The sequence below is a fragment of the Tenacibaculum xiamenense genome (genome assembly GCF_964513065.1).
Taxonomy (GTDB): Bacteria; Bacteroidota; Bacteroidia; order Flavobacteriales; family Flavobacteriaceae; genus Polaribacter; species Polaribacter xiamenense.
Genome location: NZ_CAZEQU010000038.1, coordinates 97,930 through 117,342 on the forward strand (window position 1 = coordinate 97,930; position 19,413 = coordinate 117,342).

Sequence of the window (19,413 nt, forward strand, 5' to 3'; positions counted from 1 at the left end):
TGTTATAATTTTAGAGGTTACATTAATTGAAATTCAGGAGCATTAATCATTCTCGTTATTAAAGCATTTAAGCGAGATTTTACAACAGAGTCATCACCAGTTCCTTCATATTGTAACCAAGCATTGGTCCAGTAGTAGTCAGGAAATCCTTCTAATAGGTTTTCTACAAAGTAATCTTTTCTGTCACTATCAATTCCTTCGGAATACAGATAATCAGAAAGTTCTGTTATGAGTTCCGTTGCATTTGAAGGATTAGTCATATTTGCTTTTATAAAGTTTGGTAGATCTAATTCTACTCGAATTCTTCCATTATTACCAACTCTATTTCTTCCTGAAATCAAGGAATCGATCATTTTGTATCTCGATAACACGGTGTTAGAAGAAAACCAATGACGATCAAAATCGGGTTCTTGATAATGAGCAGGATAGCCTGCTACAGAATCTGGTCCCCAAAGATTCATTCCGGCCGCGGCCAAATAAGAATTGTGAATGAAACTGAAAAAAGTATAAAAATCACTACTGTTGTCAGTAGGATGTGGTATGTCAAGTTTAAAGAATGAAATCGTCTCACTAATTAATTGTAGAGGGCTTTTTACAATGCTACCCAAAATTTCATCAGTTGAGTCCGAATCATCTAAATCATAAAAATGTTGAGAAGTTAATAATGTTTTTAATGTTGGAAGTATGTTGTAATTATCATTTTTAAGCTGAGCAGCAAGTGGCGTTATAATGTTATTTTCCACATTTTCATCCCACTCACTTTTAACAAAAAAGCGATAAAGTTTTCTACAGTAAGAAATAGCGGTGGCATCCATAGAAAAAACCATCTCTACATATTCATTAAGTTCATCTACAATACCATTTTCTGTGTTTCTTCCTGTAATAGTTTGATAATTAAAAGCACTGCTAAAGGTTTTATCGTTTTGGTCATGTTGATTTATAACGATTCTTCCCATAGGTAAATTCGTATCTGAATCTATTATACTACGATCTGCCTTGGTTTTGATACCTGAAAATACTTTCGCCGTTTGTTGAATATCGTGTTCTGTATAATTGGTGTAATTTCCATTACCATTTTGCGGTCCTTTTAAAATTGTAAATAATTCTAAAAATTCTCTGGCATAGTTTTCATTTGGGTTATTCGCATTATTTTGGGTATTATCCAGATAGTTTAACATGGAGTTGTCAAACGTAATTTTTTTCGCTAATGCTTTTAAGTTACCAAAAGCATAATATTCCAAAAGCCTTAAATGATCAAAAAAATGCGTTGAACTTCCTGCTCCATCGTCCTTAGAAACAGTAAAAGAAGTATGTAGGAAAAATGTGAGTTTAGCTTTGAGAGAACTCTTGTTAATTGTGTTATACCACCACCAAGAAGTTACAATACGTCTTTTTCTTCCTTGACCACTAAAAGAATTCGGATTTTCAGAAGAAGAAGTCCAATTACCATCTGGCGAACCATTAGGAAGAGGGTCATAAGGTTCTGTCCATTCTATATTCTGATTTTCAGTGAGCTTTGAGAAAGCCTGTTCAGGAGTTAATTCAGCAAATTGATTCAGTGCTTCAACAGAATAATTAAAAGAAGCTCGGCGTAAAAGGTGCTTCGCTTTTCGAAGCCCTAAAGCTTGCGTATATTGTTGTAAACCATTCATTAATTTAGGGGATAGAAATGTTTACTCAATATAGTTAAAAAATATTAAAGTATTGTAAAACAGGTGTTAAGTGCTGTTTTTCGGCGTTCTTCGAAGGAAATTAACTGTTAAAAGACTACTTCTTTACAAATTGGACTCCATATTTTTTAGCAATGCTATCTACAATGCTTTTTGAAGGTCTTCCATTTTTAGAAACTTTGGCCATTTCACTAAAAAAATTTTCAAACCCTCCAGGTGTAATTGTATTCATTGTAATACCAGTTATTGTATCTGTATTTACGAATTTATGAGGTACACCTCTTGGTAGTCGGATGAAATCCCCTTGCTTGGCGTTAATTTCTTTTTTTCCACAAGTAAAGGTGTAGGTTCCTTTTAGTACATAAAATAGCTCATCTTCATTTGAATGTACATGTAATGGTGGACCACCTTCTGGAGGTGTTTCAGTAACAATAACAGAATATTCGCCATTCGATTGACTACTGATAATTTTACCCGTTATTTTTACACCAAGTAGATTCCATTGTTCTCCCTTATCAGAAGAAATATAAATAGGCTGGGTATTGTTATGGCTATGAGAGTGTGTTTTTTTACAGCAAAAACTTAATACTGAAATTAAAGTTAGAAAAAGAATATGTTTGATATTCATATTTGAAGGGGTGTTATTTGAATAATTTCTATAAATACTTGTGGTTAAATATATAAAATGTTGCTTTTTAGCGGGACCTTTTCTGAAATTATCTTTTGTGATTTTCTTAAGATGGATATTGTTATTTTTGATTTTTAACAAACTGATACTATCCACTACAAAACAAATTAATTTATAAAGAATGAAAGAGATCGATAAGATAGCATTTATTGAAACAAAAAATGGACAAATATTAAGTACACGTTCAAAAGGGAAAAGTACATTTTATATTCCAGGAGGTAAGAGAGATGAAGGAGAGAGCGATGAAGAAACGCTAATACGTGAAATGCATGAAGAGTTAAAAGTAAATATTAAGAAAGAGACAATTAATTACATTGGAACTTTTAGTGCTCAGGCTGATGGCGCTAGAGATGGAGTATTTGTAAAAATGACTTGCTATGAAGCAGAATATACAGGGGCTTTAGAAGCATCAAGTGAAATAGAAGAATTCAAATGGCTGAATTATAAGGATATTGACATAGTTTCTGAAGTTGATAAAGTAATTTTCGATTTTTTAAAAGAAAAAGGTGAACTTCAGTAGTAAGAAAAGACTGATTTATGTTGATAAAAAAGAAAAGCAAGTAAAAACTTAGAGATAGGCGTATTTACTTGCTTTCGGGGGACAACACTAAAAGTTTGGTTAGTATGATTCACTACATTGTCATAGCAAACATAGCTATTCTTTTTTGAAAAATTTTACGGATTTCCGTAGATATGGTGATTTTTTTTGAAAAAAAATATGTTAAAGTTTAGGGGCTATTTTATTGAACATGAGTTTAATAAAAAATGATTTGACTTAGGTGCATAAAAAAACAATCACCGAGTGAACGGTGATTGAATGCTATCGGGGGACAACACTAAAGTACATACATTTTGTATATACGAGATTGTAAGTTTGAATGTATTACGGGGGCAAATCTACAAGCTCTTTTTGTAATTTTCTTACGGGTATCCGTAGAAACCTAAATTTTTTAAAAAAAAATTAAAGAGCCTATTTTTTGTATAAAATCTATTGTAATATCAATAAAAAGAATGTAGGTTTAATAGCTTGTCTTTTAGTGTTTTGTATTTGCTGTGAGCTCATCGAAGAGAGTTTCAAATTGATTTACTGAAGTATAAGGAGAATGACCACTAAAGTAATAGGAGGCCAAATCATGGATCAATTCATACGCTTTGATATAATATTCTTTGGGAAATTTCTTTGGGAAGTTTGTGTGGGAAGACCAATCTTGAATGAAATAAGAAATATACCAAACACCTTCAGCAATATTTCTATTTAGCTTTGATTTTTTAGTGATCTTTTTACATTCTTCTGAAAGCTTTATAAGAAGATTTAAAAAAGCATTGTGGTTCCAATTTAATTCCGTTCTTAATTCGAGTAAAAAAGAACCTTCTTCGGCGTTTAATTCGTCAATTAGTTTCATATCGAGCAAAATATGAATTATAAGAAGATCAAAAAATTGATTAATCTAATTTGTTAACTATAAAAAATATAGTTACATAAGTAATTTAAGTTTAGTATTTTTGTTGAAACTATATAAGTAAAATATGTATCAAATAAAAGGTAAAGAATATCCTTGTTGTACAAGTGTAACCATGGGGATTATTGGAGGGAAGTGGAAAACAGTTATTTTATTTTACTTAATGGATGGTAAGCTTCGTTACAACGAGCTTCGAAAAAAAATGAAAGGAGTTACGGAAAGAACTTTGAGTTTACAATTGCAACAACTACAGGAAGATGGAGTGGTAAAAAGAAAAGTATATACTTCGAAACCACCCTTAAAAGTAGAATATTCGTTAACTGAATTTGGAACCACCTTAATTCCTCTACTTAAAGCGATTGCAGATTGGGGAGTGGTGGCTGTCGAAAATTACTCTGAAAACCCAATAAAAAATTAATCGTAATAACGTATTATTCTTCCATTGTCTTGACCTAAAACACTGCGTGCGTAGGCGTTTATAACTTTATTCATTGGAATAGGGTTATGTCCAGGAAAGTAATCTTTGTACTTTTCATAAGCATCTTGAACAACTCCTAATGATACGGCATTAACTCTTAAATTGTTTGGTAATTCAAGGGAAACGGCTTTTACAAAACTATGAATAGCACCATTTACCATGGCAGCACTTGATGTTTTTAAAACAGGATCATCAGCTAAAATACCCGTTGATAGTGTAATCGAACCACCAGGTGTTAAATACTTTTGAGCAATTCTAACCAAATTAACTTGGCCCATTAACTTACTTTTTATTCCAATATAAAAGTCTTCTTCAGTTAAGTTCTTAAAAAAGTCCCATTTCGCTTCACCTGCAATACAAATAACGGCATCAAGACTATCCACGTTTTTCATTACATTTTCTATTGACTCACTATCTGTTATATCAATAGTTACATCTCCTGTCTTTCTTCCAGCTATAATAACATCATGGTTCTCTGAAAAGTGAGCAGATACTTTTTTGCCAATGATTCCTTGTCCTCCAATAATAAGAATTTTCATACTTTATGTTTTTTGATTTGTCATAGCCAACAATGTTGTCATGGCTTTTTCTTTGTCTTTTACATCAACGAAAATATGATCATGATAATATCCAGCAATAACATTACAACTAATGTTATTATTTCCTAACTCATTAGAAAAAGCAGCCGTTAAACCAACAGCTTCTAGTGAGGAATGAATATTAAGTGTAATCCAAGCAGCTGTGTATTGATAGGTTAATCCATATCTGTCCGCATTCTCTTTCGAAAGCACTAGCGTTATTCCTTCAGGTTCCTTTACTTCACAAATAGTAATTTCTCGAGGAATATGGTTGATATCTTTTAAAGTAGTAAAAACATATTCCCCCTTATTTAAAACAGGTTCCATATTACTTATAAGAGCATTGAGGTTAGTTTCTCCTGACATAAATTAGAGTTTCGCTGTTGATTGATCATTTCAGAGAGATTATCGTGTTAAACAAATATCTCTGAACTTTTCTATGAAAGTAAATTTAGGGATATTATTTAATAAAAAAGGCAGTAATTTTTGGTTACTGCCTTTTCTTTATTTTTTAGATAATTACTTGATATTCTTTAGTATTTCTTCAGGGTTCGCTCTTTCAGTATAATCTTCAGGAACAAAAGCGTATTTTATTATTCCTTCAGAATTTACAACATAAGTAGCGGGCATTGGAAGTTCATAATCTTCATTTCCGTTATGTTTCGGTACATCAATATTAAAAGAATGATAAACCTCTCTTAAATCATCTGGTAATTGAAAAACGAGTCCTAATTGCTTGGCTACCTTATTATCGATATCACTTAAAACTTCAAATGATAAATTGTTTTTTTCAACTGTGTTTAACGAATTATCTGGAGTTTCTGGAGAAATAGCTATCAGAGAAGTATTATATTTTTCAAATTCTGGTAATAAGTTTTGTAAAGCACGAAGTTCTATGTTGCAATATGGACACCATCCTCCTCGGTAAAAAGAAATTACAACTGATCCTTTGGAAAGGAGGCTTTTAAGGCTTATTTTATTTCCTAAAGCATTAGGTAATTCAAAATCCGGAATTAAATCTCCAACTTTTAAAGCTTTCTCAGACAAACTATTATTTTTTAAGGCCTCTGTACCTCGAGCCATGATTTCTAATTTTTCTTTAGGAATGGCTTTTGATGATGCCTCTTTTTTGGCTTTTAACTCTTCTATTAAGTTCATAATTCTATCTTTTTTAATAATTATAAGACAAAGATCAATTAGAATAGGAAGCGAAAAAATGTGAAATTTGTCTAAAAGATGTCATATTTTCCTAATGCTGTTTTCTATATTGAGTTGGTGTTACTCCAACATTTCGTTTGAAATATTTTATAAAATAATAAGGTTCTCGAAAGCCTAATTGATAGGCGATTGTTTTGCTTGAGTCTTTTGTAGCTATTAATAGCTCTTTAGCCTTTTTAATAACTTGCTGGCTAATCACTGTACAAGGAGTTGTATTGGTTTCTTTTTTAACCTCGTTTATCAATTTTTTTAGCGGAATGTTAAGCATTTCCGCATAGGTAGCAGCACAATAATTATTTTCAATGTTTTCTTCTATAAGGTTTATGAAGTTTTTGACAATTGAAGTTTTATCTTTTTGGAGAAAACTTTCTTCAATTTTTTCAAATATGATGGTTAAGTAACTATGAATTAATGCAATGTTGTCCTTTTTTTCAGAGGATAATGATAACAAGAGTGATTTTACTAGTTGAATATTGTTTAAGTTATTGGTCTTATGTTTGTTCGGAAAGCAAGAAAGCAAAGGGAGTAAATCTTCTACAAATTCTTTTTTGAGAGTTAAAATATAACCTTCATAAAAAGGAGACACACTTGTTACCTTGAAGGTGTTTTCAAAACAAAAAAAACTCTTTTTAGGAATTTTATAAGTGTTTTCTTGCGATTGAATTGATATGTCACCTGCAATCATAAACAGGATGTTTAAATCTAAACCAGTGTAGTTAGATTGATTTTCTAATTTTTGTACAGACCACATAAAAGCTTCAGTTGAAATTATAGAATTAAAAAGTCGCTTTTTTGAGTGAAACTTACGTTTTGGAAAGTTGCTTTGCTACTTTTAATTCGCAAAAAATCAATACACATATAATTGAAAGCTCGAGTAGGATATAAGCCCAAGCTAAATAGGTTAGTTTGTCTCGATGGATAGCCACTAAAATTAAGGATATAATACAATAAAGAAAGTTAAAAAGAGCAATAACTCTCAAATTGATATGACTCTTTCTTTTACTGTTAAAATAAAAATAAGCGTCCAATAAAGCAAAAAAGCAAGGAATGCTGGCAAGTACGTATAAACTTGAAATAGGAATTCCAACGAGTTTATTAAATTGAGTGAAAATAATACCTAAGAAGAAGGCAGAGCACAAAGCTCCAATACCATCAATTAAAAATAAGTTTTTGGGTGAAATTTTTGTTTTTTTATTAAGCAATTTTAGTTCCATTTTTTACTTTTCTTTCAGGGCTTAATAAAGTTACTTCTTTTTCATCTCCTAAACCACCTAGAATAAGACACTCGCTCATAATATTCGCAATTTGTTTTTTAGGAAAATTGACAACGGCTACAACTTGTTTACCAATTAGGTCTTCAGGTTGATATAATTTCGTTATCTGAGCTGAGGTTTTTTTAATACCAAACTCACCAAAATCTACTTGTATTTTATAGGCTGGATTCCTTACTTCTTCGAAAACTTCGGCATGAATAATTGTCCCGATTCTCATATCCACTTTAGTAAAGTCCGTCCAAGAAATTAAATTACTATTTGTATCGCTCATTTTGGTGTAGTTTTTATCAAAAATACATGTTTTTTCCTTTGACTGTTATTCAGAAAAATGTTAAATAATAAGAAGTGATTGAAGTTGGTTTCTCTACTCAATACATTCATACCTTTTTTAACTACGTTTATTCTTATAAATACGACGCTAAGTAATTTTATTTTATACTGAAACTATTATTTTTTGATATTTGAAATGTTAATAATGAGTTTTACTATTAAAACGATTGAGAGGTAAAGAAATACCGGAATGAAGAGAAAAAGGTTTAAACTTGCGGTTTTTAAACCTTTTTTTTATTCTTGGATACTTCCAGTAATCTACTTGCTGCACTAAAAGGAGTGGTTTTACCTTCTTCTAATTCGGAGAATTCATTGTTTAATAATTCTTTTATTTTGGGGTCATTATAAAAATTATCTTTTAATTTTTGATTTATAGTTTCAAGTAACCAGAACTTATTTTGATTATTACGTTTTTTATCGAAAAAGAGCTCTCGTTTGTTGTCAGTAATGTATTCATCAATCATACTATAAATAGCATCGATACCCTTGTTTTCGAGTGCACTAGCTACCATTACTTTTGGAGTCCAGCCATTTTCCTTTGGAGGGTATAAGTGTAATGCCCTGTTAAACTCAATTTTGGCAATTTTGGCATTTTTAGTATTATCTCCATCAGCTTTATTGATAACAATAGCATCAGCCATTTCTATAATACCTCTTTTAATTCCTTGAAGCTCGTCGCCAGCGCCTGCCAGTTTTAATAGTAAAAAGAAATCCACCATAGAATGTACAGCCGTTTCGGATTGTCCAACACCAACAGTTTCAATAATAATAGTATTATAACCAGCAGCTTCACATAGAATAATACTTTCTCTTGTTTTTTGGGCAACTCCACCTAAAGATGTTCCCGAAGGAGAGGGACGAATAAAGGCGTTTTCATCCGTAACCAATTGTTCCATTCTGGTTTTGTCCCCTAAAATACTTCCCTTGTTAATGGAACTACTTGGATCAACTGCTAGTACAGCAACTTTCTTACCTAAAGAAGTTAAATATTTACCAAAAGCTTCAATAAATGTACTTTTACCAACTCCTGGAACTCCCGTAATTCCTATTCTCGTCGAATTATTGGCATGAGGTAAACAAGCATCTAAAATTTCATTTGCTTTTTGCTGATGTTTTGGATTGGTGCTTTCAACTAAGGTAATGGCTCTGCTTAAGAAAGTGATATCACCAGATAATATTTTCTCAACGAATTCGGTAACAGAAGGTTGTTTTCTTCTGTTAAACTTAATTTTTTCAGCTGAAGATTTACTAGTAGTTTCAGGTTGTGAAACACCATCTTTTTCAGTAAGTGCAGACTTGTTTTTTTTTGCCATTTGTGTGATGAACAGTTGTTGTTGTGTAGTCATAAAAAGATAAGTAACTTCTTGAGTATCGATTGTAAAAAAAGAACGCTACTTTCATATCTACGCTACATAATGTAAATTTAAAAAGAAAATTTTAGGCAAAAATGCAACGCAGTAAAAAAAGTGTCGTCTATTAGAGCAAGAAACCAAAAATGAGAGTGACTAAACAGCTTCATCAGCCCATCATAGAGGCATGTAAATTAAATGATGCAAAAGCACAAATGCAATTGTATGATTTGTATTGCGATGCTATGTATACAGTTGCTTTACGGTATGTAAAGGATACTTATGAAGCTGAGGACGTAATGCAAGATGCCTTTATAAAGGCTTTTAAAAAAATAAATTTATATAAAGAAGAGGTAGCTTTCGGAGCTTGGTTGAAAAAGATAGTTATTAATCAAAGCATTGATTGGTTAAAGAAGAAAAAGCTAGCAGTTGTACCTATAAACGAGGAGATAACTACCATAATTGAAGATGATGATTGGCAGGTTACATCGAAAGTAGGCTACGACGAAATTGTTGGCAGTATTAATAAGTTGAAAGAAAAATATAGGCTTGTACTCACTTTATATCTGTTAGAAGGATATGATCATAATGAGATTTCTCAAATTTTGGGAATCTCGGAGGTGACCTCAAGAACTCATTTAATGAGAGGAAAAAAACAAGTACAAGAACATTTAAAAACCTCGTATTATGGATAGAGATATTAGGGAGATATTAAAGGATAATACTAGTAATAAGGAGAAATTATCTAGTAACCATAGAAGTCGTTTTCAGGAAAAGTTAATGAAAGAGCTTCATGAAGAAAAAAAGGAGAAATTCTCATACAAATGGTTACTTGCTGCAGCTTCAATTGTATTGTTGCTAGGAGTAACATTTCAGGTATATGTGAATACTGTTGCAGTTGATCCCCAGCCTATTAAACAAGATGGTGAAGAGGTGAACTCAAATGTTCAACGTATTAGTTTGGGGAGTATATCGCCAGAATTAAAAACAGTAGAATCTTATTATATCAACAAGATAAATTATGAGTTAAGTCAATTAGAATTGACAGAAGAAAATAAAGAACTTTTTGATGGTTATATTGCTCAGTTAGAGGAATTGACCAAAGAATATAAATCGTTAACCGATGAGCTCAATACAAAAGGGATTAACGATGATACTATCAATGCATTGATTGGAAATCTGCAATTACGTTTACAGCTGTTAAAACGTATGCAAAAACAATTACATGAATTTAAAAATCCAAATCAAAATGACATTCAAACCATTTAAACTAAGTGTGCTCTTATTGTTGATAACAGGCGGTGTTTGGGCACAAAAAGTAGAGAAGAAATTTAACGAGAAGTTTTATACTAATAAAGATGTAGTAATTGATATTAATGCTTCAAATGCTGAGATTGATGTAACTACATGGGATAAAAATGAAGTGGCTGTAGAGGCCGTTATTGAAGTAGAAGGGCTTGAAAAAAAGGAAGCTCAACAATATTTAGATAACTGGGATTTCGAGGTTTTAGGTAATAAATCTAAAATAGAGGTAAGAGCGAACAAAGGAAGATATAGAACTTTTGGAAAGGATAATTTTATTGTTTTTAATGAAGGTAAACAGATATTTCCCGGAGATATTAAGATGATAGAAATTCCAGAGGTTGATTTCGGGGAAATTATTAGTTCAAAAGTTGTTATTCCAGAAATAGATTTTCCTGAAATGGAGTTGGGAGAAGTTATTATCCCAGAAATTGGAGAAATAGCATTCGATTTTGATAAGTATGCAAAAGATGGAAATACCTATTTTTTTGAGTGGAAAGACGGTGTTAATGATGTGAAAATTCGTTCAAAAAAGGAATGGGAAAAATTTAAAAAATCGAAAGAATATAAAAAGCTTAAAAAGCAGCAAGAAAAGATTAAGAAAGAATTAAAAGCGAAACAAAAAGAGTTAAGAAAGGTAAGAGAAAAGCAAAGAGAAGAGTTGATGAAAGCTCGAGAGGAGCAAAGAAAGGCGATGAAAGAGCATAAAAAAGAGTTGTTAAAAGCTCGTGAAGCTCAAAGGGAAGCTTTAATTGAACAAAGAAAAGCTTTTGTAGAAGCACGAAAAGCAATTGAAAAAATTAATTCTAAAGAAATAAGAGAGTCTATTGAAAAGGCGAGATTAGTAAGTAAAAATGGAAATACTTTTGTGTATTCTTTCCCTCCAGGTGATTCGAATGACTTGTTTGTAAATGGGAAAAAAGTTAAGATCACTAAAAAAATTACAATCAAAGTGCCAAAAGGAGCTACTTTCGATTTAAATACACGTCACTGTAAGGTGAAGTTACCAAAAACCAAAGCTTCTGGTAAGGTTAGCTATGGTTCGTTTAAAGCAGATGCGATTAACGGAGGTAAATTGAATGTATCATTTTCACCTGTAATAATCAATTCATTAAACGCTTGTTCTTTGTTTTTAAATAATGTAACCGATGCTCAGTTAGCATCGGTTACTGAAACTATTGTTGATTCAAAGTCATCTGATATTTTAATAGGGAATTTATACAAAGATGTGCAAGTAAGTAATAGCTTCGGAGATGTTGATATTCAAAAAATTCATAAAGGATATAATACCTTAAAGGTTTACTTAAATTATTCCAATGCAGTTATTGATGGAACTGTAATTGACGATCAAATTATATATACTATTAATAATAAATCTCCTATGTTTCCAAACAGACCCTCTATGGAACTTACTATGGAGAATGGTGAAAAAAAGTTAAATGGAACTTTTAGCTTAACATCAAAGGATAATAAAATTCAAATTAAAGGGAAATATTCTCAGTTAAGGGTTAAGGAAATGTAGGTTGTTTGCTTAAAACTTAATAAACATTGCTAATTGTATTTTAATAGATCTATGAAAAACTTTAATTAGTAGAATACTTCAATTTAGAAATTTTAAAGGGAAGCATTCTTTTAAACACACCAAAAAAACTTCGTAAGTCGAGCCTTTCAAAAGATGCTAATAAAAAAAGAACTCAAAAATGAGCTCTTTTTTATGTTATGGGAATCTATATTTTAGGGAATCTCTTTCTTAAATACAATTTAAAATTAAGAAGGTTTTAAAGGTTACTTTTCACTTTTTAGATACTTAGAATGATTTAAAGGATGAGTATTATTAGTTATTGGGTAAACCATTAAACGATCGATTAATCGACAAATGCGTTTTTTTCAAGGGTTAAATAAAATTGCTATAGTATAATTACATATATTCTCTGTAAGTTTATGGAATGAAATTAAAGAGGTTGTAATTGTTTTTGAGAAGCTTACATATATTTTATGCCATTACCATTTTCATCTCAGTGGTAAACTGTGCTTTGGCGCAGAATTATACTTCTTTTAATGTAAAGCATTTCGATACCAATAGTGGATTGTCCAATGATTGGGTTTCTGATATCACTCAGGATAAAGATGGCTATATATGGTTTGCCACCCAATATGGACTTAACAGATTTGATGGGAAAAAGTTTAAGCCCTATATATATATTCCAGGAGATTCATTGGCGATTAAAGCTAATTGGGTGAGATCAATTGTACAACTTAATGACAAAATTTATGTCGGAACTTATGGTGGTGGAGTTGACGAATTTGATTTGTATAAAGAAACATTTTCTTCTTTAAAAATTGTTGGTCCTGAAGAAAAAGAGGCTGTGATTATTCACAAACTTTTAAAATTGGACTCCGAACAATTATTAATTTCTTCTTCAAATGGAGTGTATTCTTTTGATCCTAAGAAACGAAATTCTACTTTAAAATTTAGCAAAAGAGTTTCTAATATTCAAAGAGTAGAAAATGAGGTTTTAGTATCTAAATCAGAAGAGCTTTCTTTGTTAGAAAGCAACCGATTACATTTTATTCATAAACTTAACTCTAATGTTGTTAGTTTTAACAAGATTTCTGAAGATACCTATGTTGTTTGTAGTGAAAATGAGTTATACTTACTAAAAAGAAACAAAGAAAATTGGTTTAAAGAAGCGATAAAATTTAATGGTAATTATAAAACGCTGTTTAATAGTAAACCATTTATTTATAAAGATAAAAATAAGGGGTTTTGGATAAATGGAGGAGATAGGCTGTATAGGTTTTCCGATGATTTTAAGGATTCAACAGTGTATAATATAAAAGAGTTATTAGAGGTAAAACTAGAGGAAACTTTAAGACTTAATTGTATGTTTCAAGATCGAGAGGGGAGTTATTGGCTAGGAACCAATAGAGGTGTTTTTCAATTGATCGCGCATAAACCTTTTCGACATAGTTATTTAAATAATGTTGGTGCTGTAAGAGAAATTGCAGAAACTGATGGGAAAATTTGGTTTTCCAATAACAAAGGGTTATTTGTTTGGGATAAAATAAATAATGTAAAACGCAAACTCAGCGGTCAGCAGTTTAGATCTTTTTGTATAGCCAGTGATCAATATTTATATGCTTTTGGAAAAACAGAAAGCAATGTTCCCGCTATTTTTAAAATTAATCCACAAACCGAAAGTATTGAATATATTGAGAATGAAAACCTAAGAAGATTTTCCGATTGGAAAATACTAGAAGACAATAGTAACAGACTTTGGATATCGCAGTGGGGGTCAATCACAATTTTAGATTTAAAATCGAATGAGTTTAAAAACATTCCAATTTTAAAAAAAAGCAATATAGGAATCATTGATATGCTTTTAGATAAGAACGATAATTTGTGGTTAGCTACATCTGGAGGTGGTTTGTATAAAATAAAGAATGTAAGCGATATCATAGATAATAACTTCGAAATTTCAAAATACCAATACAACTTAAGAGATAACAATAGTATAAGTTCGAATATAGTTCAAGCGCTTCATGAAGATGTAGATCAAAACATTTGGGTGGGAACCGATGGTGGATTGAATTTGTATGATGATACTAAAGATAATTTTACTCGATTTATTAGAGATGAATCAATGGTAAGTGATAAAATTTATGGTATTACTTCTGATAAAAATAGTGGGTTATGGCTCAGTACAGCGAGTGCTGGGATTATAAATTATAAAAATGGAAAGTTTATTGGATACACCCAAGAAGATGGATTGTTTGGTAATGGAATGCTTATTGGATCTATCTATAAAAATAAAGATGGTTTTATCTGGATAGGCGGTGAAAATGGACTTCATTATTTTCATCCAGATGATTTTAAACCTGTTGAAAAGGAAAAGCAAAACTTAGTATTAGAGTCATACAAGAAGTATAAAAAAGATACACTTGAAGAGTTTAACTTTCCTTGTAAAAATGGAATAAACACGTTTAGAGTAGCACCGGAAGATCATATAGTTTCATTTGAATTTAAAACACTTACTTATGAAAAGTCAGAAGATGTTCGATATTCCTTCTTCTTGGAGGGCTACCACAAAAATTGGTTACCACCACAAAGTAATGGAGTATTAACTTTGTCAAATCTTTCAAAGGGAGACTATAAGCTTAAAGTAAAATCATTTCAAAAGGATAACCGTTGGATTATAGAATATCCGAGTATTCCTGTTACTGTGATTCCTTTTTGGTATTATTCAAATACAGCACTCTTTATTTATGGTTTATTGTTGCTACTCTTAGCTTATACTTTGTATAATTTACAATTACAGAAAAGACTAGCAAAAAAAGAAAATGAACTAACAAAAGAACTGTCTGAATCAAAAAATAAATGGTTTCATAGAATAGCTCATGAATTCAGAAGCCCTTTAACGGTTATTTTTAACGCAATTCATCAATTAAAAATAGCGAGTGGTAATTCAGATACTTTCCAGAACAAACATCTTACAAGCATTCATAATCAGTCAAGTTATCTCTCAAATCAGGTAGAACAAATTCTTGAAATAGCAAAAATACAAGACAATCGAATGAGTACCCATATAACCGATTTTGATTTTATCTCATTCATTAAAAATATGGTTCACTCTTTTGGATCGCTCGCTGAAGATAAGAATATGAAAATTACATTAACAAGTTCTCACGATTCATTATGGATAGCCACCGATGAAGATAAATGGAGAAAAATTATAACAAATCTAATTTCAAATGCAATAAAGTATACTCCAGAAAAAGGAGAAATTCATGTCAATGTTCAATATTTTGATAAACTTAGAAGGTTGTTGGTTAGTATAAAAGATACAGGTAAAGGAATGTCTAAAGAGTTTATGAAAGAAGTGTTTAACCCATTTACAAAGGAAGATATAGAAAGTTCTGTAGGAGTTGGGTTAGGTTTAACTTTAACCAAAGAGTTGGTGAACTTATTAGCTGGTGAAATAAACGTTATTAGTGATAAAAACCATGGAACAGAATTCATCATTACAATGGGTAATATTGAAAACTTAACTACTCCTTTACATATCGACGAGGTTGTTACTGATCAAACTGAAGAAAATCTTTCTACAGTATTAATTGCTGAAGATCATGGTGAAATAAGAAAGTATTTGGAATTAAGTTTGCAGCCATATTATAATGTAATAAGCTGTGAAAATGGAAAAAAGGCATGGAAACAATGTGAGAAACATATTCCCGATATAGTTATTTCTGATGTAGCAATGCCAGAATTGGACGGAATAGAATTAGCTGAAAAAATTAAAGGAACAGAAATTACCAGTCATATACCTCTGATTTTGTTAACAGGGAAGTCGTCCAAAAAAGATCAGTTGAAAGGATTAAAAGTTGGTGCTGAAGCCTATGTTACGAAACCTTTTGATAATGATGAATTATTAATTCGAGTAAGCAACTTGTTAAACCTTAGAAAGAAGTTACAATTAAAATACCAACAGAATATACATTCCAAATCTGAAAATGAGCTAATAAATACTTTTGTTTCGAAAGTACTTTTATCTGTTAAAGAAAATATTCATGACGAAAATTTCGGAGTTCCTGAGTTGGCCGAGACAATGAACTTTAATAGAGTGCAATTGTACCGTAAATTAAAAAATCTAACAGGGTATTCGCCTTCAATGTATATCAGAAAAGTAAAAATAGATACGGCGAAAGAGCTATTAAAACAAAAGGATATTACCATAGCAGAAATAGCATATTCTCTTGGGTTCAAAGATCCATCTTATTTTTCAAAAGTATTTACTGAAGAAGTAAATAAAACTCCATCAGAATATAAAGAGCAGTTGTAAAAAGGAGTAGAGAAGCTCTTTTTAACTGTGTTTAAAGCCTTATAAATAGTGAGATGTAACTAAATTACCATGTTTTGTAACGAGAGTGCAAGTAGTCGTGGTTTGATAAAACTAGTTTTAACTATTGAAAAGTTAAAGTTAAATTATCAATCATTTGTCGTTATGGAATTTCAAGTTTTTTTAATCATTATCTCTATCTTATTCTTGATGGTAAAGTCCTTATCAAGAGTACCAGAATTACAATTAAGTTATAGCTCAAAATTTGCCCCTAGTATTTTAAAAATTGATCTCAGTTGCAAAGGGAGTATTGATTATTTTGATGACTGCCCATCAATGAAAAATACGATAATTCCAAAGGGATATAAAAAGCAAATCAAAGAAACTTTACCCGAAACCTTAACAATTCTGTCTTATTTTGCCACATCGTTGTTTAATAAGAATAGTATAGAATCTGTTTTCTGGGATATTGTAGAAAACTGTATTTCTCACCTAGGTTTAGAAGACTGTGTTATTTATTATGTAGAAAATGATAAACTTATCCAAAAGGCTGCTTTTGGTAATAAAGGTAATGGAGCAGAACAGAAAGTACTAAGCCCAATCACGATTAATATGGGAGAAGGAATTGTGGGTGCCGTTGCTCAAAAAGGGGTTTATCAGATAGTAAATGATACTAGCATGGATAATAGATATATTGTAGATGATGCATTGAGAAAATCTGAATTAGCAGTGCCTATTGTGGTTAACAAAGTAGTGATTGGAGTTTTAGATTCTGAAAGTAGTATCCCGAATTTTTATACAAAAAACCATTTGTTTCTATTTCAATTATTAGCAAATTTGATTGAAAAGAAAATTCAAAAAATTTATGAAAAAGGAATTAAAATAAAACATGACAATATTTATTTTGAACAGGCCACTGAACTAATGGAAAAATCGAAAATCTATAGAGATAGTAAGCTAAGTTTAAATTGTGTGGCTTCAAAATTGAATATTAGTGCTAATTATTTATCACAAATTATAAATAAACTTCAAGGATGTAACTTTTCTGATTTTCTAAATGCTTATCGTGTAAAAGATGTAAAGAGAAAAATAAAAAACCATCATTTTTCACAGTACACTATTTTATCAATAGGGTTGGAAGCTGGTTTTAATTCGAAATCCGCTTTTTACAACGCTTTTAAAAAACATACAGGTGTTTCGCCTAGCCAGTATCGCGCTAAAGTTATAAAGAAGTCCTGATTCTTTGAAACTAAAAAATCTAGGATATTGTTACTTTCAAAGGAAGTTACTTTTGATAAAAAAGTAATGATGAAATTAATTAAAATATTTGTAATACTTGGAGTGATAGGTTTTTTTTTTGGATGCTCAAAAGATGAGGTTTTACAGGCAAATGATAATAAACCACCTAATAGTTTTGAAGTTAAGGTTGTAGAAGTAACAACGAATTCTGCAAGAATAGAATGGGATGAAGTGATGGATCCTAATGGTGATGAAGTTATGTATTCTATTTATATTAATAACACAACAGTTGTTGAGAATATTAAAGAAACAACGTACGATTTACATAATTTAATTCACAATACACAACATGAAGGTACAGTAGTTGCCTCTGATCAAAATGGTGGGGAAACTTCGGCTACATTTATGTTTAACACATTTGATATAAGTCCGGAATCAGGAAGTGTTTTATGGCAGAAATCATTAGGAGGTAGTAAAAATGATAATATACTAGGCGTTTTAGCAACAGAAGATAATGGGTATGTCGTCGCAGGTCGTTCTATTTCTAAAGATGGTGATTTTTCGATAAATAGAGGGAGTTACGATTGTTGGTTAGTGAAATTAGATGGTTCAGGTGAAATTGAATGGAAAAAAAATTATGGAGGATCAAAACAAGATGTTATCCATGATATTGCCAAATCAAATGATGGCGGATATTTTTTAGGAGCATTCTCAGCTTCTAATGATTTTGATGTTACAGAAAATTCTGGAATGCGTGATTTTTGGGTTGTCAAAACCAACTCATTTGGTGATGTTTTATGGAAAACTTCAGTAGGAGGTGACAAAGACGATATCGTGGAAGGAATTTCTTCAACGCAAGACGGAGGGTGCGTAGTGGCAGGATATACAAGCTCTACCGAAAATGGGGTAAGTGGCCAATCAGATGCTTGGGTTGTTAAATTAAGTTCAAATGGAACTTTTGAATGGGGGCGTGTATATGGTAATGAGCAAAGAGATTTAGCTTGGGGAGTTTCTGAAACTTCGCAGGGTGATTTTATTGCTGTAGGATCTACTGAGAACGCTCTAGGGAAACGAGATATTCTGGTGTCTAAATTAAATTCAGAAGGAGAGCTTTTATGGACTCAAACTTTTGGAGGAAGTCAGAATGATTGGGGACAATCGTTGGTACAAACAACTTCTGGAGAATTTATAATAGGAGGCTCATCAGATTCTAATGATGGAGATATCGTTGGTAATTCAGGCGAGTCGGATGCCGTTTTTATTAAACTAGACGCATCTGGAAATCATGTTTGGACAAAAGTTTTCGGAGGTACAGGTTCAGATTATATTGAAGGTATCTGTCCGACTTCCGATGGAGGAATTATTGCAACTGGAAGCACAACTTCTACAGGTGATGCATTCAGTAATAATGGAGGGTATGATTTTTGGATTGTGAAATTAGATGCTTCAGCCAATATAACTTGGCATAAACAATATGGTGGTACTGGGCATGATTATGGAGCTTCAGTTACTGAAGATACTGAGGGGAACTTTTTGGTTGGAGGAAGCTGGTACACCAATATTTCTGGTGAAGGAGAAGGAGAAACTGGTGACTACAATTTTTGGGCATTAAAATTAAATAAATAAAATTCCCCCTTAAGTTCATAATTTTTATCCGCGTTAATGTAATGAACAAGACTTAAACCGCAGTATTTAAAACTGTCCGTTAGATTAGGTCTTGTTCATTACGTATTTAAGGTTAACAGAGTTTTAACTTACTGGTGTACTACTAGTTTTAAGGTTAATAGAGTCTTGTTGCGGTGATGAACTATTAGTTTTAGGGTTAACTGAGTCTTGCTGCACTGATGTAACACCAATTTTAGGGTTAACTGAGTCTTGTCGCACTGATGTAACACCAATTTTAGAAGTAACAGAGTCTTACCGCACTGATGTAACGCCAATTTTAGAAGTAACAGAGTCTTGCCGCACTGATGTAACACCAGTTTTAGAG

18 protein-coding genes are annotated in these 19,413 nt (G+C 31.5%); 8 read left to right on the forward strand and 10 right to left on the reverse strand.

All coding sequences use genetic code 11. The features are described from left to right. Positions 1–17: 17 nt before the first annotated feature. Together ACKTTV_RS17485 and ACKTTV_RS17490 are read right to left on the reverse strand one after the other, a co-directional pair. Positions 18–1,652, reverse strand: coding sequence for a DUF1800 family protein (locus ACKTTV_RS17485; protein WP_408032162.1), 1,635 nt, complete (start codon positions 1,650–1,652; stop codon positions 18–20). Positions 1,653–1,767: 115 nt separating this feature from the next. Next, positions 1,768–2,298, reverse strand: a complete 531-nt coding sequence (locus tag ACKTTV_RS17490; protein ID WP_408032163.1) for a cupin domain-containing protein — start codon at positions 2,296–2,298, stop codon at positions 1,768–1,770. A gap of 181 nt (positions 2,299–2,479) precedes the next feature. On the opposite strand from ACKTTV_RS17490, the gene ACKTTV_RS17495 reads away from it, so the two are divergent. Beyond that, positions 2,480–2,878 (forward strand): NUDIX hydrolase, encoded by a 399-nt coding sequence (locus ACKTTV_RS17495; protein ID WP_408032164.1) that lies wholly within the window; start codon positions 2,480–2,482, stop codon positions 2,876–2,878. Between the two features lie 514 nt (positions 2,879–3,392). Here ACKTTV_RS17495 and ACKTTV_RS17500 read toward each other — a convergent pair. Beyond that, a complete protein-coding gene (locus tag ACKTTV_RS17500) occupies positions 3,393–3,761 on the reverse strand; it encodes a hypothetical protein (RefSeq protein ID WP_408032165.1) in 369 nt (122 codons plus the stop codon). Between the two features lie 124 nt (positions 3,762–3,885). Here ACKTTV_RS17500 and ACKTTV_RS17505 point away from each other — a divergent pair, with 124 nt between their 5' ends. Then, positions 3,886–4,236 carry a winged helix-turn-helix transcriptional regulator gene (locus ACKTTV_RS17505; RefSeq protein WP_408032166.1) on the forward strand — a complete coding sequence of 117 codons (351 nt, stop codon included), beginning with the start codon at positions 3,886–3,888 and terminating at the stop codon, positions 4,234–4,236. On the opposite strand, the gene ACKTTV_RS17510 is transcribed toward ACKTTV_RS17505, so the two are convergent. The 7 genes from ACKTTV_RS17510 to meaB form a co-directional block, all read right to left on the reverse strand. Beyond that, positions 4,233–4,835, reverse strand: coding sequence for a short chain dehydrogenase (locus tag ACKTTV_RS17510; protein WP_408032167.1), 603 nt, complete (start codon positions 4,833–4,835; stop codon positions 4,233–4,235). The genes ACKTTV_RS17505 and ACKTTV_RS17510 overlap by 4 nt on opposite strands. Positions 4,836–4,838: 3 nt before the next feature. After that, a complete protein-coding gene (locus tag ACKTTV_RS17515) occupies positions 4,839–5,240 on the reverse strand; it encodes an ACT domain-containing protein (RefSeq protein ID WP_408032168.1) in 402 nt (133 codons plus the stop codon). Between the two features lie 153 nt (positions 5,241–5,393). Further along, on the reverse strand, positions 5,394–6,035 hold the full coding sequence (locus ACKTTV_RS17520) for a peroxiredoxin-like family protein (RefSeq protein ID WP_408032213.1): 642 nt from the start codon (positions 6,033–6,035) through the stop codon (positions 5,394–5,396). Between the two features lie 88 nt (positions 6,036–6,123). Further along, positions 6,124–6,843 carry a helix-turn-helix domain-containing protein gene (locus ACKTTV_RS17525; protein ID WP_408032169.1) on the reverse strand — a complete coding sequence of 240 codons (720 nt, stop codon included), beginning with the start codon at positions 6,841–6,843 and terminating at the stop codon, positions 6,124–6,126. A gap of 52 nt (positions 6,844–6,895) precedes the next feature. Beyond that, positions 6,896–7,306: a hypothetical protein gene (locus tag ACKTTV_RS17530; RefSeq protein WP_408032170.1), complete on the reverse strand. Its 411-nt coding sequence runs from the start codon at positions 7,304–7,306 to the stop codon at positions 6,896–6,898. Continuing rightward, entirely contained in the window at positions 7,287–7,637 is a 351-nt protein-coding gene (locus ACKTTV_RS17535) for a tRNA-binding protein (RefSeq protein ID WP_408032171.1), read from the reverse strand. The genes ACKTTV_RS17530 and ACKTTV_RS17535 overlap by 20 nt, the downstream gene beginning before the upstream one ends. A gap of 280 nt (positions 7,638–7,917) precedes the next feature. Further along, positions 7,918–9,009, reverse strand: coding sequence for a methylmalonyl Co-A mutase-associated GTPase MeaB (gene meaB / locus ACKTTV_RS17540; RefSeq protein WP_408032172.1), 1,092 nt, complete (start codon positions 9,007–9,009; stop codon positions 7,918–7,920). A 182-nt stretch (positions 9,010–9,191) separates the two neighbouring features. Between meaB and ACKTTV_RS17545 the strand changes: the two genes are divergently transcribed. From ACKTTV_RS17545 to ACKTTV_RS17570, 6 genes are all read left to right on the forward strand, one after another. Next, a complete protein-coding gene (locus ACKTTV_RS17545; RefSeq protein WP_408032173.1) occupies positions 9,192–9,740 on the forward strand; it encodes an RNA polymerase sigma factor in 549 nt (182 codons plus the stop codon). Next, entirely contained in the window at positions 9,733–10,314 is a 582-nt protein-coding gene (locus ACKTTV_RS17550) for a hypothetical protein (protein WP_408032174.1), read from the forward strand. Before ACKTTV_RS17545 ends, ACKTTV_RS17550 begins: the two co-directional genes overlap by 8 nt. Further along, positions 10,271–11,869 carry a CCDC174 family protein gene (locus tag ACKTTV_RS17555; protein ID WP_408032175.1) on the forward strand — a complete coding sequence of 533 codons (1,599 nt, stop codon included), beginning with the start codon at positions 10,271–10,273 and terminating at the stop codon, positions 11,867–11,869. Before ACKTTV_RS17550 ends, ACKTTV_RS17555 begins: the two co-directional genes overlap by 44 nt. A gap of 451 nt (positions 11,870–12,320) precedes the next feature. Next, positions 12,321–16,187 (forward strand): hybrid sensor histidine kinase/response regulator transcription factor, encoded by a 3,867-nt coding sequence (locus ACKTTV_RS17560; protein WP_408032176.1) that lies wholly within the window; start codon positions 12,321–12,323, stop codon positions 16,185–16,187. A 69-nt stretch (positions 16,188–16,256) separates the two neighbouring features. Further along, on the forward strand, positions 16,257–17,423 hold the full coding sequence (locus tag ACKTTV_RS17565) for a helix-turn-helix domain-containing protein (RefSeq protein ID WP_408032177.1): 1,167 nt from the start codon (positions 16,257–16,259) through the stop codon (positions 17,421–17,423). Positions 17,424–17,489: 66 nt separating this feature from the next. Beyond that, positions 17,490–19,049 (forward strand): fibronectin type III domain-containing protein, encoded by a 1,560-nt coding sequence (locus ACKTTV_RS17570; protein ID WP_408032178.1) that lies wholly within the window; start codon positions 17,490–17,492, stop codon positions 19,047–19,049. The last annotated feature ends 364 nt before the right edge of the window (positions 19,050–19,413 follow it).

Bases quoted from the DNA above. Each gene is read 5' to 3' on its own strand.
- ACKTTV_RS17535 (WP_408032171.1), bottom strand. From the start codon at position 7,637: ATGAGCGATACAAATAGTAATTTAATTTCTTGGACGGACTTTACTAAA.
- ACKTTV_RS17485 (WP_408032162.1), bottom strand. From the start codon at position 1,652: ATGAATGGTTTACAACAATATACGCAAGCTTTAGGGCTTCGAAAAGCG.
- ACKTTV_RS17500 (WP_408032165.1), bottom strand. From the start codon at position 3,761: ATGAAACTAATTGACGAATTAAACGCCGAAGAAGGTTCTTTTTTACTC.
- ACKTTV_RS17545 (WP_408032173.1), top strand. From the start codon at position 9,192: ATGAGAGTGACTAAACAGCTTCATCAGCCCATCATAGAGGCATGTAAA.
- ACKTTV_RS17530 (WP_408032170.1), bottom strand. From the start codon at position 7,306: ATGGAACTAAAATTGCTTAATAAAAAAACAAAAATTTCACCCAAAAAC.
- ACKTTV_RS17570 (WP_408032178.1), top strand. From the start codon at position 17,490: ATGATGAAATTAATTAAAATATTTGTAATACTTGGAGTGATAGGTTTT.
- ACKTTV_RS17550 (WP_408032174.1), top strand. From the start codon at position 9,733: ATGGATAGAGATATTAGGGAGATATTAAAGGATAATACTAGTAATAAG.
- ACKTTV_RS17525 (WP_408032169.1), bottom strand. From the start codon at position 6,843: ATGTGGTCTGTACAAAAATTAGAAAATCAATCTAACTACACTGGTTTA.
- ACKTTV_RS17490 (WP_408032163.1), bottom strand. From the start codon at position 2,298: ATGAATATCAAACATATTCTTTTTCTAACTTTAATTTCAGTATTAAGT.
- ACKTTV_RS17555 (WP_408032175.1), top strand. From the start codon at position 10,271: ATGAATTTAAAAATCCAAATCAAAATGACATTCAAACCATTTAAACTA.
- ACKTTV_RS17495 (WP_408032164.1), top strand. From the start codon at position 2,480: ATGAAAGAGATCGATAAGATAGCATTTATTGAAACAAAAAATGGACAA.
- ACKTTV_RS17565 (WP_408032177.1), top strand. From the start codon at position 16,257: ATGTTTTGTAACGAGAGTGCAAGTAGTCGTGGTTTGATAAAACTAGTT.
- ACKTTV_RS17510 (WP_408032167.1), bottom strand. From the start codon at position 4,835: ATGAAAATTCTTATTATTGGAGGACAAGGAATCATTGGCAAAAAAGTA.
- ACKTTV_RS17505 (WP_408032166.1), top strand. From the start codon at position 3,886: ATGTATCAAATAAAAGGTAAAGAATATCCTTGTTGTACAAGTGTAACC.
- meaB (WP_408032172.1), bottom strand. From the start codon at position 9,009: ATGGCAAAAAAAAACAAGTCTGCACTTACTGAAAAAGATGGTGTTTCA.
- ACKTTV_RS17515 (WP_408032168.1), bottom strand. From the start codon at position 5,240: ATGTCAGGAGAAACTAACCTCAATGCTCTTATAAGTAATATGGAACCT.